This window comes from Kluyvera sp. CRP, assembly GCF_019930565.1.
Classification (GTDB): Bacteria; Pseudomonadota; Gammaproteobacteria; order Enterobacterales; family Enterobacteriaceae; genus Kluyvera; species Kluyvera georgiana_A.
Genome location: NZ_CP082841.1, coordinates 4,216,051 through 4,233,000, shown reverse-complemented (window position 1 = coordinate 4,233,000; position 16,950 = coordinate 4,216,051). Strand labels below are relative to the sequence as shown.

Sequence of the window (16,950 nt, the reverse complement as noted above, 5' to 3'; positions counted from 1 at the left end):
ACACCGTTATGCATAAACCTCTTTTGCTAAGGTAGATAATAATGTCGCTGAAATTAATAAGAAGTCCGCTTTCGATTGTGTTGGCAGGGTGTCTGGTGACGGCGTTTTCCGCCCAGGCCGATATCGTGATTGGTGTCGCCGGGCCATTTACCGGGCCAAACGCCACCTATGGCGATCAATATTGGCACGGCGCGACCCAGGCCGCGGCGGATATTAACGCCGCCGGTGGGATTAACGGCGAGAAAATTAAGCTGGTGCAGGGCGATGATGCCTGCGAGCCGAAGCAGGCCGTGGCGGTGGCGAATCGTCTGGTCGATCAGGACAAAGTTCAGGCCGTCGTCGGCCATTTCTGTTCCTCTTCGACGATGCCTGCCTCCGAGGTTTATAACGACGCGGGCGTGCTGGCCATCACCCCGGGTTCAACAAACCCGCTGATCACCGAGCGCGGAATGAACGATATGTTCCGTATGTGTGGCCGCGATGACCAGCAGGGCGACGTCGCCAGCAACTTCATCATTGATAAGCTGAAGGCTAAACGGGTGGTTATCATTCACGATAAAGATACCTACGGACAGGGCCTGGCGGATGCGACCCGCGCGGCGCTGGCCAAGCGCGGCGTGAAGGATGTGATGTATGAAGGCCTGTCGCGCGGTGAAAAAGATTTCAATGCGTTGGTGACCAAAATTGGCGCCCAGAAGCCGGATGTGGTCTTTTTCGGCGGCTGTCACCCAGAAGCGGGGCCGCTGGTGCGTCAGATGCGGGAGCAGGGCGTACAGGCGAAATTCTTCTCCGGCGACTGTATCGTCAACGAAGAGATGGTTACCGCCGCCGGTGGTCCGCAGTACACCAACGGCATCTATATGACCTTTGGCAAGGATCCGCGTCTGATCCCGGACGGCAAGGCGGTGATCGAAAAATTCCGCGCCAACAAGTTTGAGCCTGAAGGTTATACCCTCTATTCCTATGCCTCTATTCAGGCCATCGCCGCGGCGTTTAAGGCGGCAGGCCCCGACTCGGCGAAAGCCAGCGAATGGCTGAAGGCCAACCCGGTCGAAACCGTCATGGGCAAGAAAGCCTGGGATAGTAAGGGCGACCTGAAAGTCTCGGACTACGTCGTTTATCAGTGGGATGATAAAGGCAAGTATAAGGAAGTTGAGTAACCGGACGGAGTCACGCTCAGCGCCGGTATGCTCGCATACCGGCGCTCTATAACATGGCCAATAACACGAGCGCGCGATGATGGAGACATTCTTTCTGCAACAGTTAGTCAATGGCTTGACGCTAGGATCGGTCTACGGGCTGATCGCCATTGGTTACACCATGGTATACGGTATTATCGGCATGATTAACTTCGCTCACGGCGAAGTGTATATGATCTCAGCCTATCTCTGCGCCATCGGTCTGGCGCTGCTGTCCTTCTTTGGCCTGCACTCTTTCCCCTTGCTGATCCTCGGCACGCTGGTCTTTACCATCGTGGTTACCGGCGTGTACGGCTGGACGATTGAGCGTATTGCCTACAAACCGCTGCGCAATTCCACCCGCCTGGCGCCGCTGATTTCCGCCATCGGCATGTCATTAATTCTGCAAAACTACGCGCAAATCAGCCAGGGGCCGCGCCAGCAGGGGGTTCCCACAATGCTGGATGGCGTGCTGCGTCTGCATATCGGCGAAGGCTTTGTACAGATCACCTACACCAAGATCTTTATCCTGCTGGCGTCGTTTGCCGGGATGCTGCTGTTAACGTGGATTATTGGTCACACCCGGCTCGGGCGGATGTGCCGGGCGGTGCAGCAGGATCGCAAAATGGCCTCGATTCTCGGGATCAATACCGATCGTATTATCTCGCTGGTGTTTGTGATCGGTGCGGCGATGGCGGGGCTGGCGGGGGTGTTGATCACCATGAACTACGGCACTTTCGACTTCTATGCCGGGTTTATTATCGGCATCAAGGCGTTCACCGCGGCGGTGCTTGGCGGTATCGGTTCCCTGCCGGGGGCGATGCTGGGTGGGCTGCTGCTTGGCGTGGCCGAAGCGCAGTTCTCCGGGATGGTCAACTCCGACTATAAAGACGTGTTCTCGTTCGGGCTGCTGGTGGTGATCCTGATTTTTCGCCCACAGGGGCTGCTTGGCCGCCCGATTGTGGCCAAAGTGTAGGAGCTGACAATGACGCATTCAACGGCTTCACACGAGGTCTTTTCCCTCAAACGCTGCATTCTTGACGCGATTTTTTCCGGCCTGGTGGCGCTGATTATCTTTGGCCCCATTGTCGGGGTAGTGCTCGACGGCTACAGCTTTAACTTTGAAGGCCAACGTCTAATCTGGATTATCGCCGCGGTAATGATAGGGCGTTTTGCGCTTAGCGCAATGGCCACCACCGCCATTGGTCGACGCTTTACCTCTCGTTTTGAAAGCGATAACGCTGGCGTCTATGTCCGCGCCCCGGACTATAAAAGCCGGATGCGCTGGATAATCCCGCTGGTCGTGGCGTTAGCGGTTTGCTTCCCGTTCGTCGCCACCAAATACGTGCTGACCGTGGCGATCCTCGGCCTGATTTACGTGCTGCTGGGGCTGGGGCTGAACATTGTGGTCGGTCTGGCCGGGCTGTTGGATCTGGGCTACGTGGCGTTTTATGCCATTGGCGCCTACGGGCTGGCGTTGGGTTATCAGTATCTGGGGTTAGGATTCTGGTCAATGCTGCCGCTGGCGGCGCTGATGGCCGCGGCGGCGGGCGCGCTGCTCGGCTTTCCGGTGCTGCGCATGCACGGCGACTATCTGGCCATTGTGACCCTCGGTTTCGGTGAAATCATCCGTCTGATTCTCAATAACTGGCTCAGTTTCACCGGCGGCCCGAACGGTATTTCTGCGCCGCCGCCGACCTTCTTCGGCCTCGAATTTGGACGACGAGCGAAAGAGGGCGGTGTGCCATTTCACGAGTTTTTCCATCTCACCTATAACCCTAACCTGAAGTTTATTTTTATCTACGCGGTTCTGGTGCTGGTGGTACTGCTGGTGCTGTATATCAAGCATCGTCTGACGCGTATGCCGATTGGCCGCGCGTGGGAGGCGCTACGTGAAGATGAAATCGCCTGCCGTTCAATGGGCCTGAATCACGTGCTGGTGAAGCTGTCGGCTTTTACGCTCGGCGCGTCGACCGCCGGGATTGCCGGCGTGTTTTTCGCCACCTATCAGGGCTTCGTCAACCCAACGTCATTTACCTTCTTTGAGTCGGCGCTGATCCTTGCCATCGTGGTGCTGGGTGGAATGGGGTCAACCATTGGCGTGGTACTGGCGGCGTTTGTGCTGACCGTCACCCCCGAACTGCTGCGCAGCTTTGCCGAGTATCGCGTACTGCTGTTTGGCGTATTGATGGTGGTGATGATGATCTGGCGTCCCCGGGGGCTGATTCGCATTAATCGCAGCGGATTTGCGGTGCGTAAAGGAGTGGCGCCATGAGCCAGGATGTGATTTTAAGCGTTGAGCATCTGATGATGCATTTTGGCGGTATTAAGGCGCTGAACGACGTTAATCTGGAGGTACAGCGTGGCTCGATTACCGCGCTGATCGGCCCAAACGGCGCGGGAAAAACCACGGTGTTCAACTGCCTGACTGGTTTCTACAAGGCCTCCGGCGGCAAAATCCTGTTCAACACGCGCGGGAAAACCACTAACGTCATCCAGATCCTTGGGCAGAAGTTTCAGCCGGGTGACTGGGTGAATCCGGCGCACCTCGGGCAGCGGATTTTTTACAAAATGTTTGGTGGAACCCACCTCGTCAACCGGGCCGGGTTGGCGCGGACGTTTCAAAATATCCGTCTTTTCCGTGAGATGTCGGTGGTGGAGAATCTGCTGGTTGCACAGCATATGCAGGTCAACCGCAACCTGGTCGCCGGGATCCTCAATACGCCAGCTTACCGTCGGGCAGAGAGCGCCGCGCTGGATCGCGCTTTTTACTGGCTTGAGGTGGTGGATCTGGTTGACTGCGCTAACCGGCTGGCGGGCGAGATGTCTTACGGCCAGCAGCGCCGTCTGGAGATTGCCCGCGCCATGTGCACCGGCCCGGAGATGATTTGCCTTGATGAACCCGCCGCCGGGCTGAACCCCGTGGAAACCCGGGCGCTGAGCAAAATTATTCGTTTCTTGCGCGAGCATCACGGCATAACCGTGCTGCTGATTGAACATGATATGGGGATGGTGATGGACATTTCGGACGATATTATCGTGCTGGACCACGGCGATGTCATTGCCCAGGGCAAGGCGGAGCAAATTCAGCACGATGAGAAAGTCATTGCCGCCTATCTCGGCACCAGCGAAGACGAGGTCAGCCTATGAGCGAACCGATGCTGGAGTTTCGTGAGGTCGATGTCTTTTACGGCGTTATCCAGGCATTAAAGCAGGTTTCGCTGCAGGTCAATAAAGGCGAAACCGTCTCGCTGATTGGCGCCAACGGCGCGGGGAAATCGACGTTGTTGATGTCCATTTTCGGCCAGCCGCGCGTGCGTAGCGGGCAAATTCTCTTCTGCGGCGACGATATCAGCCATCGCACCACCCATTATGTCGCCTCGGCGGGGATCGCTCAGGCCCCGGAGGGGCGGCGCATTTTCCCTGATATGACCGTGGAAGAAAATTTACTGATGGGCACGATACCAATTGGTAATCAGCATGCCGCTCAGGATCTGCAAAGCATGTTCGATCTGTTCCCTCGTCTCAAAGAGCGGCGCAAGCAGCGGGCGATGACCATGTCCGGCGGTGAGCAGCAGATGCTGGCGATTGCCCGCGCGCTGATGAGCCGACCGAAACTGCTGCTGCTTGATGAGCCCAGCCTCGGGCTGGCGCCGATTGTGGTGAAGCAAATTTTCCATACGCTGCGTGAACTGGCCCGCGACGGGATGACGATTTTCCTGGTGGAACAGAACGCCCACCACGCGCTGAAGCTGTCTGACCGGGGATACGTGATGGTTAACGGGCAAATTCGTCTTAGCGGCAGCGGCGAGGAACTGTTGGGCAATCAGGAGGTACGTAAGGCCTATCTGGGCGGCGCGTAGCAAAGCATTGCTGGAGTTCAATGCTAAACTCCTGCATCATTGCGCCTGAACTGAATGACCTCATCAACAACGACAGAGATTGAGTATGAAAACGGGACCTTTAACCGAAAGCGAGCTGGAATGGCTGGACGAGACCATTGCGAAGTATGCCTCTGACGCGTCAATTATCGACGTCTCCGAACTGGACGGTATGCTGACCGCCATCCTCTCCTCACCGCTGGAGATTGAACCCGCTGAGTGGATGTTTGCCGTATGGGGCGGGGCAGACCATGTGCCGCACTGGGCGACTGACCGCGAGCGTGACCGTTTTGTGAATCTCACGCTGCAACATATGAGTGATATCGCCGATCGCCTGAACGACTACCCGGACCAGTTTGAGCCGCTGTTTGGTACCCGCGAAGAAGAAGGTCAGGAGCTGACCATCGTGGAAGAGTGGTGCTATGGCTATCTGCGCGGCGCGCGCCTGACCGACTGGTCCGGTCTGCCGGCAGAGCAGCAAGCGGCGTTTGACAGCATTACGCTGCACGGCGATGAAGAGAAAAGCGCTGCATTGGAGGCTTTCACGGCTGAGCAGTACTTCGATAGCATTGATAACATTCGCCCTGCGGCGTTGAGTCTGTTTGATTATTGGATGGACAATCCTAAAGAAGCGCCAGTTAAGCAGCCGATTAAAAACGAACAGAAGGTGGGACGTAACGACCCCTGTCCGTGCGGCAGCGGAAAAAAATACAAGCAGTGCTGTTTAGCGAAATAAAAAAGGGGCCGATTGGCCCCTTTCTTCTACCACGAAACTTACCCCACCGACGGTAACAGCCCGGTCGCGATCCCTGCCTGAATGACAATCACCGCGATCCCGCAGGCGAAAACCAGCCACAGCATCGGTTTTCCTCCGGCGACGCGATAGCCGCCCTGAGGGTGATGTTTGCGGCTTTGCAGCGTCAGCAAGGAAGGAATAATCAGCGCCAGTACCGCCAGAGCCACGCCCGCATAACCCAGCGCCATAACAAAACCGCGTGGGTAGAACAGCGCGAAGGCCAGCGGTGGCAGGAAGGTGATACCGCCGGTCTGCAGACGGCCGCGGACGGTGTTTTTGCGCTGGAACAGGTCCGCCAGATAGTCGAATAGCCCCAGTGCGACGCCAAGGAAAGAGGTCGCCAGCGCCAGGTCGGCAAACAGGTGAACGGCCAGTTCAACGTGCGGCGAGGCGACCACTTCGCGAATCGCCATTAACAGGCCATTCAGGCCCGCGTGCTGAGACATGAGCGCGCTAAACACCGGTGAGTCGATGCTGCCAAGGGTCGCCAACTGCCAGAACAGATAGGCGACCAGCGGGATGGCGCTACCAATGATAAAAATACCGCGCAGTTTGCGCACGTCGCCGTTCATGTAGCTGACGATACTCGGTACGCTGCCGTGGAAGCCAAACGAAGTAAAGATAACCGGAATGGCCGACAGGGCCAGCCCCTGGGCAAGCGGTAGCGTCATCAGGTTTATTTTGTGAATATGTGGCAGCAGCAGCGCCAGCATGACGATCAGAAAGATGATTTTGGCGCTGAACAGGAAGCGGTTAAACAGATCGACCAGCGAGGTGCCCACACAGATGACCATGCCGCCAATCGCGGTAAACAGCAGAACGCCCAGCGCAGGCGGCATATCCATATTAAACCACTGACTGAGGCTTGATGCCAGTAGTTCGCCCGCGCCGCTGATATAGGCCGCCGTGAGGGCGTACATCAGGAACATCATGCTAAAGCCGGTGACCCATTGCCCACGGCGTCCCAGGTAGCGTAGCGCCAGAGAGCCCAGCCCGGTGTCGGCGGGAACGTGTTGATATACTTCCAGCAACAGCAGGGCGGTGTAGCACATTAATGCCCACAGGCCGACCAGCAGCACCAGCGTGACGCCAAAGCCGACGCCCGCCGAGGCGAGCGGCATTGCCAACATTCCTGCGCCGATGGTGGTGCCGGCGACGATTAAAATACTCCCCAGAGTACGGTTCTTCACGCTTTCCTCTACTTCACAACGTATTCACAACGAAAGATGTCGCGCAGAGTATGTGAATCCGCTGCTTTCGTCAAATCTGAATTACAGCTGCTGTATACTTATGTTTACGGTTTTAATAAGGCTACAGAAAGCTGCGCTAGCGCAAAACATGCAATACAAATGCAGTTTATGGTGGCGTTTTTTAAGGGGAGAAATAATGGATTCTATTCACGGTCACGAAGTACTGAATATGATGATTGCATCCGGCGAACAGTACAGTGTTGAAAGCCTGGAGGCGGCTATTCATGCGCGTTTCGGCGAGCAGGCGCGTTTTCATACCTGTTCAGCGGAGAATATGACGGCGGGCGAGTTGGTGGCTTTTCTACGTAATAAAGGGAAATTTATACCGCTGGAATCGGGTTTTACGACCGAGGAAAGTAAGATTTGCCAGCATTAATCGGCAGCGGCGTATTGACGCCGCTGCACGAAGATTAATTCTGGGTATCGAGCGTAGCCAGCTCTTTATCAATAAAGTACAGCCCTTCACCGCTTTTACCCGCCAGCGTCAGTTTATCGATAACGGATTTAAACAATTTCTCTTCTTCGTGCTGTTCAGCGACATACCATTGCAGGAAATTAAAGGTCGGATAATCCTGGTTGGACATGGCGGCGTGCGCCAGTTCATTAATTTTGCTGGTAATCAACTGCTCGTGTTCGTAGGTCACGCGGAACAGTTCGTCCAGTGAGGCGTACTCGGCAAAAGGTGAAGAGACGGTGTTGATGCGCGGCAGGCTGCCGGTGTCGGTCAGATAATCGAACAGGCGCTGCATATGCGTCATCTCTTCCTGCGCGTGGCGGCGTAAAAAGGCGGCGGCGCCTTCAAAGCTGTTGTAGCTGCACCAGGCGCTCATTTGTTGATACAGCAGCGAAGAATAAAGTTCGAGATTCATCTGTTCATTTAATTTCTCGATCATTGGCGCTTTCAGCATGGTGTCGCTCCTGAAAAAATACGTTAATAGTTAATTACATCGGAACTATAAATTGTTATTTATTTATTTGCAAAAGGTAAATATAAAATGATTTATATAATAATGCGAATGTGAATAAAACTCATTGGCAGAAATATAACAATAGATATCAAGAGGGAAATAATAACGCCGGAATTCACCGGCGAGTGAACTAATACCAGGCGCTGGTAGCAGGAATATTGGCGACACCCCGGCACTGGTATTGCAGGGTGATATATTCGTTGAGGCACAGTGAGCCGCTAATGGTGGAGCAGGTGGAAATGGGCTGACCATAGGAAAATGCGGTGGCGTAGCCCATTTGCTGGCAGGCCTTATTGGCCTCGGACTGGGCCAGGTAACTGTCGGTGCGGGCGTTTTGCAGTACCGCCTGCCCGTAGGTCAGGCGAACGATACCGCTGGTCGCATCAACTTCGCTGACGCTTGCCGTGCGGGGAACCGAGCACGCGGAAAGTGCCAGCAGGGCAGGGATAAGTAGGAGGCTTTTCATCAAGTCGCTCTGCGCAATCTGTCGTAATCTTATTGTAGCCGCCCCCTCGGTGGCCAATCCCTTGAATAGTCGCCAGATTCAGGGGTTAATCCGCTTGTGACTCATAAATGGCCTGAAACTGCAGATGCAACTGGCAAAACAGTTTGACCAGCGTCGGATCAAAATGGCTGCCGGAACTGCTGACGATAATTTCGTAGGCACGTTCATGGGAGAAGCTGGGCTTGTAGACTCGTTTTTGCCGCAGGGCATCGTAAACATCGGCGATTGCCAGAATGCGTGCCTCCAGCGGGATGGCTTCACCGGCTAATCCATCCGGATAGCCGCTGCCGTCCCATTTTTCATGATGATAATGGATCAGGTTTTCCGCCACAGAGCCGAGCACCAGCCCCTGGACGATACGCCAGCCTTTCACTGAGTGCTGCTGAATTTGCTTAAACTCGTCCTCGGTGAGTTTGCCCTGCTTACGCAGAATCATCTCGGGAACGGCAATTTTGCCAATATCATGCAGCGAAGCGAAATTTTCAATGTCGCGAATCTGGCGCTGGGGCAGCTTCATCGCGCGGGCCAACAGGCTGCAATAAGCTGAAACGCGACGGATATGGCAACCGGTCTCATCATCGTGGACGTGATTAATCTTTTCCATCGCCTCGACAATGCTGCGGTTAATCGCCCGGTTCTGGTTCATATGCCGCCACATCATCAGCATCATACTCAGGATAAAGATCAGCGCGGCCAGCAGCCCGGCGCTAATAATTTGTAATGTATTTTTACTTAGCGACGTGGAGGCCGCGACGCTGGTGGGAGGCGTGAGCTGGTGACGATAGCTGGAGATGAGATGAACCTGAGCCAGCAGCGCGTGCAGAGGGTGATCGATGTTCACCCAGGTCCCTATCTGATAGCTGGAATGGGTCAGCCCGGCAACTTTCAGCGCGCCGCGGAACAGATCGCTGCCGCGAAGCGCTTGCTCCAGCGAGCTTAAATCACCAAGAATAAAGTCGATTTGGTTGTTATCGATGGTATCCAGCAGTTCGTCGATGGTGGCGCGGGCGACCAACGTCACGTCGGTACCAAACCGCTGGCGCAGATAGTATGCGGCAAACGAACCGCGTATCACGCCAATCCGCTGATAGCGCACCTGTTCTTCATCAAGAATAAACGGCTGACCGACCTTATTGTAATAGGCGTTGTACCAGTTCAGCAGCGGGCCAACCAGGCCTTCCAGCTGTGCGCCGTCGCGGACATCAATAATATCGGCAAGCCGCAGTGGCCACTCTTCGTTCTTCATGCGAATCAAATAATTATCAACGAATTGAACGTCAACGTTGATATTAAGCAGATCGCGAAGATCGTTAACCATGCTGATGGCGCTGCCGTGATATCCCTGATTGTCTTTCCAGATAATGGGAGAGAAGTTCTCATTCTTCGGCAGCCACAGCGTCAGACGATTTTCCTGTAACCAGTTGCGCTCTTCGGGGGTGATGATGAGGTTATGGCGGAGAAACTCTATCTGGCTTTGCTCTTCCAGCGCCTGAAGCTTGCCGTTTTGCTGCCACTCGTTAATCAACTGATTGATGTTGTTGCGTAGTGAAATGAGTTCCGGGCTTATCCCGAATGAGGCGGTGATACGCAGTGAATCAAATGGACGAGAAATGGTGTAGTAGTACTGTGGGCTGCCGATTTCTCTGTCTTCATTGATATAGAAATCGGCACCGCCGCTGCGCAGAATTTGCAAGGCCTCTTTACTGCTGTCGACCTCGATGATCTGTTGAAATGTCAGGGAGGGATAAGCTTGCTTGACGATCGTCTGGGTCGGATCGTGCCGGCGGAAAATGACTCTTGTGTCGTTTAGGTCTTGTACGGTCTTGGCTTGTCGAGTGATGCTGGCGGTAACGATGGTGTTTTCGAGCAGGCGTAAGGAAAGGATTGTATTCTTCAGATGTTCACGGGTTTGCAGCACGCTGGCGTAGAGCCCGTAGTCATGATGGCTGAAGCGCTGTTCGAACGTGGTGCCGTCAATGGGCTGCAGGGTCAGATTATAGCCGTAGCGTGAATTGATGGCGTGCAGCAGTTCGGGATAGAACCCGCGAAACTGTCCGTGGTCGTCGCGCCAGAATTCAAAATTATCGGCATCGAGTATCCAGACAGGGACGGTGGAAGCCGTTTTGACTTTTTGTGGCGGTACGGCAAGAGCGCGAGTCGTGCAAACGAGCAACAGGGTCAGTAGAACAAGGAGACCCAGCCCGCGTCGAAGAGATCGGCAGTTCTGTGTCACAAGTCAGTTCCTTTGCGAAGACTATTTTATCCATTTAATAGCGTATATTTTGTGGGCCCATTATTGCCCTTAAGTCAGTTTAGACCACCGTGTGGCCTGGTAACAGTAAAAAAATAATGGTTTATGTAATGATTTATCTATCCGGCATAGGCCAAAAGTGTGACCGCCTCAGTAAAAAGTAAAACCATTTTTCATAAAATTTGAAAGTGCGTTTGTCTGGTAGTAAGGTTACTGTAACGTAATCGAACGACTGCGGGAAATCCCGCGTAGCTTTCAGGAGAGGAAAGAATGAAAATTGCACTGATGATGGAAAACAGCCAGGCCAGCAAGAACGCGACTATTCATCATGAGTTAAAAGCCGTTGCCGATGAAAAAGGCTTCCCGGTCTACAACGTGGGCATGAGCGATGAAAACGATCATCACCTGACCTACATTCACCTGGGTATCATGGCCAGCATCCTGTTGAACTCTAAAGCGGTAGATTTCGTCGTCACTGGCTGTGGTACCGGTCAGGGTGCGCTGATGTCCCTGAACATCCACCCGGGCGTTGTTTGTGGCTACTGCCTGGATCCAGCAGACGCCTTCCTGTTTGCCCAGATCAACAACGGTAACGCGCTGTCTCTGGCCTTCGCCAAAGGTTTTGGCTGGGGTGCGGAACTGAACGTTCGCTATATGTTTGAAAAAGCGTTCACCGGTCGTAACGGTGAAGGCTACCCGCCAGAGCGTAAAGAACCTCAGGTTCGTAACGCCGGTATCCTGAACCAGGTTAAAGCGGCGGTGGTGAAAGAGAACTATCTGGATACTCTGCGCGCTATCGACCCGGCGCTGGTGAAAACTGCCGTCTCCGGTCAGCGTTTCCAGGAATGCTTCTTTGAAAACTGCCAGAACAAAGAAATCGAAGCCTTTGTTCGCGAGATCCTGGCGTAAGTCAGACGTTCTCCTTTCTAATAAAAACCCACGCTCTGGCGTGGGTTTTTTTATGCCGTGAACTCAGGCTTTGGCTTTCTTCGACACCGCGCTGCCCGCGTCTCGCGTCAGATGCAGGGTATCTATCATCCCCACCAGGCAAATCAGCGCGATAAAGACAAAGGCCAGACGGAAGCTGATACCGGGTACCGCGCTGAGATCCAGTACGGCGCTGAGTTTCTCACCGATACGAATCCCAATCGCCCCGAGTGTGATACCCAGGCCAATCGCCAGCTGGCTGGCGGTACTGAACAGCGTGTTGGCATAGCTCATTTGCGGTGAGGGTACGTCGGCAAACGCCAGCGTGCTGACGCCGGTAAATTGAATCGAGCGGAACACGCCGCCGAGGTACAGTACCAGCATAATCACCCATACCGGCGTCTGCGGTGTCAGGAAGGCGCAGGCGACCAGCGCCAGCACGTTCAGCGCACCGTTAATCAACAGCAGGCGGCGGAAGCCCAGCCAGCGAATGAGCGGAGTGGTGGCCGGCTTAATCGTCAGGTTGCCCACGAACACCGCCAGCACCAACAGGCCGGAGTGGAACGGATCCATACCAAAACCGACCTGAAAGAGTAGGGGAAGCAGGAACGGTACGGCACTGATGGAAGCGCGGAACAATGAACCGCCGTACATCGTGACGCGGAAAGTGGGCACCTTGAGCGCATCCATTCGGATCATCGGCGCCGGGCTGCGGCGGAAATGGGACAGCGCATAGTAAAAAGTGGCGCTGCCAAGCAGCAGTAGCGTGATGATTAAGCCGCCCTGCATCTTCTCTGCGCCCAGCAGTTCCATCGCGTAGACCAGGCTCACCATTGACACCGAGGTGGCGAGAAAACCCGGTAGATCGAATGGCCGCCGCTCATCGTCGCGGATGTTGGGGATAATCCGCAACGCCAGCAGGATGGCGATAATGCCCAACGGGACATTAATGAAGAATATCCAGCGCCAGTCGGCCACTTTGGTAATAAATCCACCCAGCGGAGGCCCGATAATCGGCGCAATCAGCGCGGGCCAGGTGAGCGTGGCAATGGCGGTGATGAGCAGGTGTTTTGGCGTGGTACGAAGGACGGCTAACCGCCCGACAGGAACCATCAGCGCGCCGCCTACGCCTTGTAGAATACGCATGGCCACGAAACCGTGAGCGCTGGTGGCGAGGCCGCAAAATACGGAAGAGACGGTGAAAATGGCGAGCGCGAGGCTGAATATGGTGCGCGCGCCGAAGCGGTCCGCTATCCAGCCGCTGGCCGGTATGAGTACGGCCAGCGTGATCAGGTAGGCGCTAATGCCGATATTAAGATCGACGGCTTCCACGCCAAAGGTTTTCGCCATATCTGGCAGGGCGGTGGCAATCACCGTCCCATCGAGGAACTCCATAAAGAATGCACCGGCCACAAGCAGCGCTGCAGGGGATACCCCACGGCTCGCCTGGGCCTGGAGAGGCTCATTCATCGTTGCGTTACCCTATCAAATTAATACGTAAAATTTATAGATTTTGTAGATGCTGCAAGTGACAGATTTTCATAACAATTTCTTTGTAAATTTAACATGTATGATAATTATTATGTGATTTAACTCTCAAAATGGTTGATTTTTGTGATGGTGCTCATATTATGTACCTAAAGACAATAACACCTGCATAACAAAAACCGGAGCATCAACATGAAACAGCGCATGCGTAAAATCCTCAAAAGCATGTTCGAGAACTATTGCAAGACTTTCAAAGACGTACCGCCAGGCGCTATGTTCTGATAAAAAAACCTGCTGCGGCAGGTTTTTTTTATCTTCAGCAAAAGTAGGTTACTATTACGCTCCGCAAAACAGGAGCAAAAAATGTCTCAGAACCTCACCCCGAACGATGAACTGGTTTCCGACGTTGTCGCCTGCCAACTCGTTATCAAACAGATCCTCGACGTTATCGATGTTATCGCGCCAGTTGAAATTCGTGAAAAGATGGCTACCCAGCTGAAAGCGATTGACTTTACCACTCATCCGGCGGGGGCCGATCCGGTAACGTTGCGGGCGATTCAGAAAGCGATTGCGCTGATTGAGCTGAAGTTTACGCCACAGGATGCGACGCACTGATCCGGAATTGACGTCCTCAGGACTAAGTTCAGAAAGAACAAGGGCGGCCATGGCCGCCCTTGTTGCGTAATTAATGCTGCTGTTGGTTAACGATGTTCAGCAGATGCTGGTCCGTTTGCTGGATGCAGAGGCCCGCTTTACGCGCGCTGCGCACTTCATCCAGAATGGTCTTCAGCAAGATACCATCCTGTTCCTGCTCTTCTTCCAGTGCGTTGAGGAAACTCAGGGTGTTATCGTCATGAAGCACTTTTGCCTGTTCAGTCAACTCAGACAGCGTAGAGCTGCGCTGCGCGTGATCTTCAATGGTTTTCAGGAAAAGATCTTCGAGGGTGGCGCACTTATCTTCTTGGGTTTCAAAAGCTTTCACGACCGGATAAGCGCCAGATTTTTTCATATAATCGAACACACGCATCATTTGCGTTACGCTGGATTGTGCCCGTGAACGTAAAAACGTCGCGGTACCATTCAGTCGATGTTCTGAGCACCACTCGCTCAAACGCAAATAATGATTAGATGCATAAAATTCGAGATTCATCTGAGCATTAAGCTTTTGAACCATTCCTGGAACTGCCATACAAATATCCTTATTACTGGTAGGAACGATACGCGTGATACCGCATAGTATCTTAATAGCCGCTAACCATGCGCTATTTACGCGTTGGAGTGTAACTACATATTACTCGTAGTCTTCAACCATGAACAAAAGATATAATTCCTCTTGTGTTCAGAAAAAAGAATACTCTTAGTTTTGGTATAAGAAAACTCTCATGAGCCGCTTTTTACGTTTCGTTACAACCTATATTGCTAATATCTTAATTCGCAAAATATTATTTTCGTAACCCTATGAATTATAGAGAATGTAACTTTCCGGTATACTCTGCGTAAGGCTTTGTTAACATACGAATTCTATGTTGCATTACGTACATCAGGAAGTGTGATCTAACTCTGATTTTCAACCGGATAACGATGGCTCAGATAGGCGCGTTACGCATTATTTGCTATCAATAGTGCATCGCGAATAATAATTCTTATTTATATATCATGATATATGTCGGCTCCCCAATATTAGAATGATGGCAAATTTGTTTTAGATCATTTTTGATAATGGCCGGCAAGAGGATTATGTTCGCGTCATGACGAGTACGCCAAATCCTTCCCCATTCGTCACCAGGAGGGATTCGTTTATATTAATTTACAGGAGTTAAAATGAAACAGGTTGCTGTACTGCTGGCCCCGGGTTTTGAAGAAGGGGAAGCGATTGTCACTATCGATATCCTGCGCCGTCTGCATATTGGTGTTGAGCTGGTGTCGTGCGCTGAGTCACGCGCGGTGGTGAGTTATCACGATATCCCGATGGTGGCTGACGCCACGCTGGCAGAACGTCTTGATACCCTGTACGACGCTGTCGTCCTGCCGGGTGGCCCGCAGGGGAGCGTGAATCTGGCGGCGAACAAAGACGTGATTAATTTTGTGGCTGCCCACGATGCCGCGGGCAAACTGATCTGCCCAATCTGCTCAGCCGCTGCGCGCGTGCTGGCCGGCAATGATCTGCTGAAAGGCCGTCGCTATGTCTGCTCCGGTGATCTGTGGCAGGACGTGAAAAACGGGGAATACGTTGATGCGCCGGTGGTTGAAGACGGCAATCTGATTAGCGGTAAAGGATTCGGTCATGTCTTTGACTTTGCCTTTACCGTCGCGGCACGTCTGCTGGGCGATGAAGCGCCGGTGCGCGACCACGCCGATCATATTTATTACCGCTGGTAATTAATCGGCCACCTCAGAGAAAGATATATCTTCGCTGAGGATATAGATAAATAAGCTATTCTCTCTGCGCGAATTGTCTGACAATTCGCGTTTTTTATATGTACTTATCTGCTGAATCTATGCATCACCTTACTGTAATTCAGGGGTGTGATGGCGCTCTCTTCTGAATGGTTAATTCCTGGCTATTAATGTTTCAACATAGTTAACGCTGTTAATTGTGCAGCTAATACTTTGTTTTATGTCCGATTTAAATGGTTTGTCTGATTTTCCCTACATAAAAGAACATTAAGGCTGGAGTTAACCATGCACAAATTTACGAAAGCGCTGGCGGCCATCGGGCTGGCGGCGGTTATGTCACAATCGGCTATGGCCGAGAATTTAAAGCTTGGTTTTTTAGTAAAACAACCGGAAGAACCCTGGTTCCAGACGGAATGGAAATTTGCCGATAAAGCCGGCAAAGACCTTGGTTTTGATGTGATTAAAATTGCCGTTCCGGACGGTGAGAAAACCCTCAATGCTATTGATAGCCTGGCGGCCAGTGGGGCCAAAGGTTTTGTTATTTGTACGCCAGATCCAAAATTAGGGCCCGCTATCGTGGCGAAAGCGCGCGGCTACGACATGAAGGTTATCACCGTCGATGATCAGTTCGTCAACGCCAAAGGCAAACCGATGGATGATGTGCCGCTGGTGATGATGGCGGCGAGCGAAATTGGCGCGCGCCAGGGGCAGGAGCTGTATAAGGAGATGCAAAAACGCGGCTGGGACGTGAAAACCACCGGCGTGATGGCCATTACCGCCAACGAACTGGATACCGCGCGCCGCCGTACGTCGGGTTCTATGGACGCGCTGAAGGCAGCCGGTTTCCCGGAAAAGCAGATTTATCAGGTGCCCACCAAATCGAATGATATACCCGGCGCGTTCGATGCCGGTAACTCGCTGTTAGTACAGCATCCGGAAGTGAAGCAGTGGCTGGTTGTTGGCATGAACGACAACACCGTGCTCGGCGGCGTACGCGCAACGGAAGGTCAGGGATTCAAAGCGGCTAACGTCATCGGTATCGGCATTAACGGCGTGGATGCGGTGAACGAACTGTCAAAAGCGCAGGCTACCGGCTTCTTTGGCTCGCTGCTGCCGAGCCCGGACATTCACGGCTACAAAACCAGCGAGCTGCTCTACAACTGGGTGGAGAAAGGCGCAGAACCACCGAAATTTACTGCGGTGACGGATGTCGTGCTGATTACCCGCGACAACTTCAAAGAAGAGCTGGCGAAAAAAGGCCTCTGAGTCCTGTTGGTTCTCCTCCCGCCAGGCGGGAGGAGAAGGATCG

The 16,950-nt window shown here is 53.3% G+C and carries 18 protein-coding genes; 12 read left to right on the top strand and 6 right to left on the bottom strand.

Features of this window, described 5'->3' with window-relative positions:
- The first annotated feature begins 41 nt into the window (after positions 1–41).
- The 6 genes from K7B04_RS20070 (at position 42) to K7B04_RS20045 (ending at position 5,795) form a co-directional block, all read left to right on the top strand.
- Positions 42–1,160: a branched-chain amino acid ABC transporter substrate-binding protein gene (locus K7B04_RS20070; protein ID WP_064544573.1), complete on the top strand. Its 1,119-nt coding sequence runs from the start codon at positions 42–44 to the stop codon at positions 1,158–1,160.
- A 79-nt stretch (positions 1,161–1,239) separates the two neighbouring features.
- On the top strand, positions 1,240–2,154 hold the full coding sequence (locus K7B04_RS20065; protein WP_065357839.1) for a branched-chain amino acid ABC transporter permease LivH: 915 nt from the start codon (positions 1,240–1,242) through the stop codon (positions 2,152–2,154).
- Between the two features lie 9 nt (positions 2,155–2,163).
- Positions 2,164–3,453: a high-affinity branched-chain amino acid ABC transporter permease LivM gene (gene livM / locus K7B04_RS20060; RefSeq protein WP_163448987.1), complete on the top strand. Its 1,290-nt coding sequence runs from the start codon at positions 2,164–2,166 to the stop codon at positions 3,451–3,453.
- A complete protein-coding gene (locus K7B04_RS20055; protein WP_163448986.1) occupies positions 3,450–4,328 on the top strand; it encodes an ATP-binding cassette domain-containing protein in 879 nt (292 codons plus the stop codon). The genes livM and K7B04_RS20055 overlap by 4 nt, the downstream gene beginning before the upstream one ends.
- A complete protein-coding gene (locus tag K7B04_RS20050) occupies positions 4,325–5,041 on the top strand; it encodes an ABC transporter ATP-binding protein (RefSeq protein ID WP_163448985.1) in 717 nt (238 codons plus the stop codon). Before K7B04_RS20055 ends, K7B04_RS20050 begins: the two co-directional genes overlap by 4 nt.
- An 85-nt stretch (positions 5,042–5,126) precedes the next feature.
- Complete coding sequence (locus K7B04_RS20045) at positions 5,127–5,795, top strand: YecA family protein (RefSeq protein WP_223802841.1); 669 nt, start codon at positions 5,127–5,129, stop codon at positions 5,793–5,795.
- A gap of 38 nt (positions 5,796–5,833) precedes the next feature.
- On the opposite strand, the gene tyrP is transcribed toward K7B04_RS20045, so the two are convergent.
- On the bottom strand, positions 5,834–7,045 hold the full coding sequence (gene tyrP, locus K7B04_RS20040) for a tyrosine transporter TyrP (protein WP_223802840.1): 1,212 nt from the start codon (positions 7,043–7,045) through the stop codon (positions 5,834–5,836).
- Between the two features lie 196 nt (positions 7,046–7,241).
- Between tyrP and K7B04_RS20035 the strand changes: the two genes are divergently transcribed.
- The gene (locus tag K7B04_RS20035; RefSeq protein WP_223802839.1) at positions 7,242–7,481 is read left to right on the top strand and encodes a YecH family metal-binding protein; all 240 of its coding nucleotides are present in this window, start codon (positions 7,242–7,244) and stop codon (positions 7,479–7,481) included.
- A gap of 34 nt (positions 7,482–7,515) precedes the next feature.
- Here K7B04_RS20035 and ftnA read toward each other — a convergent pair whose 3' ends face one another.
- The 3 genes from ftnA to K7B04_RS20020 all read right to left on the bottom strand — a co-directional run bounded on the left by ftnA (position 7,516) and on the right by K7B04_RS20020 (position 10,811).
- Positions 7,516–8,013 (bottom strand): non-heme ferritin, encoded by a 498-nt coding sequence (ftnA, locus tag K7B04_RS20030; protein WP_163448981.1) that lies wholly within the window; start codon positions 8,011–8,013, stop codon positions 7,516–7,518.
- Positions 8,014–8,203: 190 nt separating this feature from the next.
- A complete protein-coding gene (yecR, locus tag K7B04_RS20025; protein WP_163448980.1) occupies positions 8,204–8,539 on the bottom strand; it encodes a YecR family lipoprotein in 336 nt (111 codons plus the stop codon).
- 85 nt (positions 8,540–8,624) lie between these two features.
- On the bottom strand, positions 8,625–10,811 hold the full coding sequence (locus K7B04_RS20020) for an HD domain-containing phosphohydrolase (protein ID WP_223802838.1): 2,187 nt from the start codon (positions 10,809–10,811) through the stop codon (positions 8,625–8,627).
- Between the two features lie 288 nt (positions 10,812–11,099).
- Between K7B04_RS20020 and K7B04_RS20015 the strand changes: the two genes are divergently transcribed.
- The gene (locus tag K7B04_RS20015) at positions 11,100–11,738 is read left to right on the top strand and encodes an RpiB/LacA/LacB family sugar-phosphate isomerase (protein WP_065357827.1); all 639 of its coding nucleotides are present in this window, start codon (positions 11,100–11,102) and stop codon (positions 11,736–11,738) included.
- 63 nt (positions 11,739–11,801) lie between these two features.
- Here K7B04_RS20015 and K7B04_RS20010 read toward each other — a convergent pair whose 3' ends face one another.
- Complete coding sequence (locus K7B04_RS20010; RefSeq protein WP_167575548.1) at positions 11,802–13,226, bottom strand: MFS transporter; 1,425 nt, start codon at positions 13,224–13,226, stop codon at positions 11,802–11,804.
- 210 nt (positions 13,227–13,436) lie between these two features.
- Here K7B04_RS20010 and azuC point away from each other — a divergent pair, with 210 nt between their 5' ends.
- Both azuC and K7B04_RS20000 read left to right on the top strand, forming a co-directional pair.
- Complete coding sequence (azuC, locus tag K7B04_RS20005) at positions 13,437–13,526, top strand: stress response protein AzuC (protein ID WP_015963980.1); 90 nt, start codon at positions 13,437–13,439, stop codon at positions 13,524–13,526.
- Between the two features lie 81 nt (positions 13,527–13,607).
- Positions 13,608–13,859, top strand: a complete 252-nt coding sequence (locus K7B04_RS20000) for a DUF2766 family protein (RefSeq protein ID WP_223802837.1) — start codon at positions 13,608–13,610, stop codon at positions 13,857–13,859.
- 70 nt (positions 13,860–13,929) lie between these two features.
- Here the strand turns inward: K7B04_RS20000 and K7B04_RS19995 are convergent, their stop codons facing one another.
- Positions 13,930–14,433, bottom strand: coding sequence for a non-heme ferritin-like protein (locus tag K7B04_RS19995; RefSeq protein ID WP_064544615.1), 504 nt, complete (start codon positions 14,431–14,433; stop codon positions 13,930–13,932).
- Between the two features lie 632 nt (positions 14,434–15,065).
- On the opposite strand from K7B04_RS19995, the gene K7B04_RS19990 reads away from it, so the two are divergent.
- Entirely contained in the window at positions 15,066–15,623 is a 558-nt protein-coding gene (locus tag K7B04_RS19990; RefSeq protein ID WP_167575549.1) for a DJ-1/PfpI family protein, read from the top strand.
- A 303-nt stretch (positions 15,624–15,926) separates the two neighbouring features.
- Positions 15,927–16,907 carry an arabinose ABC transporter substrate-binding protein gene (locus tag K7B04_RS19985; RefSeq protein WP_223802836.1) on the top strand — a complete coding sequence of 327 codons (981 nt, stop codon included), beginning with the start codon at positions 15,927–15,929 and terminating at the stop codon, positions 16,905–16,907.
- The last annotated feature ends 43 nt before the right edge of the window (positions 16,908–16,950 follow it).

Excerpts from the sequence above, each read along its gene's own strand:
- K7B04_RS19995 (WP_064544615.1), bottom strand. The coding sequence starts at position 14,433 with ATGGCAGTTCCAGGAATGGTTCAAAAGCTTAATGCTCAGATGAATCTC.
- K7B04_RS20065 (WP_065357839.1), top strand. The coding sequence starts at position 1,240 with ATGGAGACATTCTTTCTGCAACAGTTAGTCAATGGCTTGACGCTAGGA.
- K7B04_RS20070 (WP_064544573.1), top strand. The coding sequence starts at position 42 with ATGTCGCTGAAATTAATAAGAAGTCCGCTTTCGATTGTGTTGGCAGGG.
- K7B04_RS20050 (WP_163448985.1), top strand. The coding sequence starts at position 4,325 with ATGAGCGAACCGATGCTGGAGTTTCGTGAGGTCGATGTCTTTTACGGC.
- K7B04_RS20055 (WP_163448986.1), top strand. The coding sequence starts at position 3,450 with ATGAGCCAGGATGTGATTTTAAGCGTTGAGCATCTGATGATGCATTTT.
- K7B04_RS20010 (WP_167575548.1), bottom strand. The coding sequence starts at position 13,226 with ATGAATGAGCCTCTCCAGGCCCAGGCGAGCCGTGGGGTATCCCCTGCA.
- K7B04_RS20035 (WP_223802839.1), top strand. The coding sequence starts at position 7,242 with ATGGATTCTATTCACGGTCACGAAGTACTGAATATGATGATTGCATCC.
- yecR (WP_163448980.1), bottom strand. The coding sequence starts at position 8,539 with ATGAAAAGCCTCCTACTTATCCCTGCCCTGCTGGCACTTTCCGCGTGC.
- ftnA (WP_163448981.1), bottom strand. The coding sequence starts at position 8,013 with ATGCTGAAAGCGCCAATGATCGAGAAATTAAATGAACAGATGAATCTC.
- K7B04_RS20000 (WP_223802837.1), top strand. The coding sequence starts at position 13,608 with ATGTCTCAGAACCTCACCCCGAACGATGAACTGGTTTCCGACGTTGTC.
- K7B04_RS20015 (WP_065357827.1), top strand. The coding sequence starts at position 11,100 with ATGAAAATTGCACTGATGATGGAAAACAGCCAGGCCAGCAAGAACGCG.
- livM (WP_163448987.1), top strand. The coding sequence starts at position 2,164 with ATGACGCATTCAACGGCTTCACACGAGGTCTTTTCCCTCAAACGCTGC.
- K7B04_RS19990 (WP_167575549.1), top strand. The coding sequence starts at position 15,066 with ATGAAACAGGTTGCTGTACTGCTGGCCCCGGGTTTTGAAGAAGGGGAA.
- azuC (WP_015963980.1), top strand. The coding sequence starts at position 13,437 with ATGAAACAGCGCATGCGTAAAATCCTCAAAAGCATGTTCGAGAACTAT.
- K7B04_RS19985 (WP_223802836.1), top strand. The coding sequence starts at position 15,927 with ATGCACAAATTTACGAAAGCGCTGGCGGCCATCGGGCTGGCGGCGGTT.
- K7B04_RS20045 (WP_223802841.1), top strand. The coding sequence starts at position 5,127 with ATGAAAACGGGACCTTTAACCGAAAGCGAGCTGGAATGGCTGGACGAG.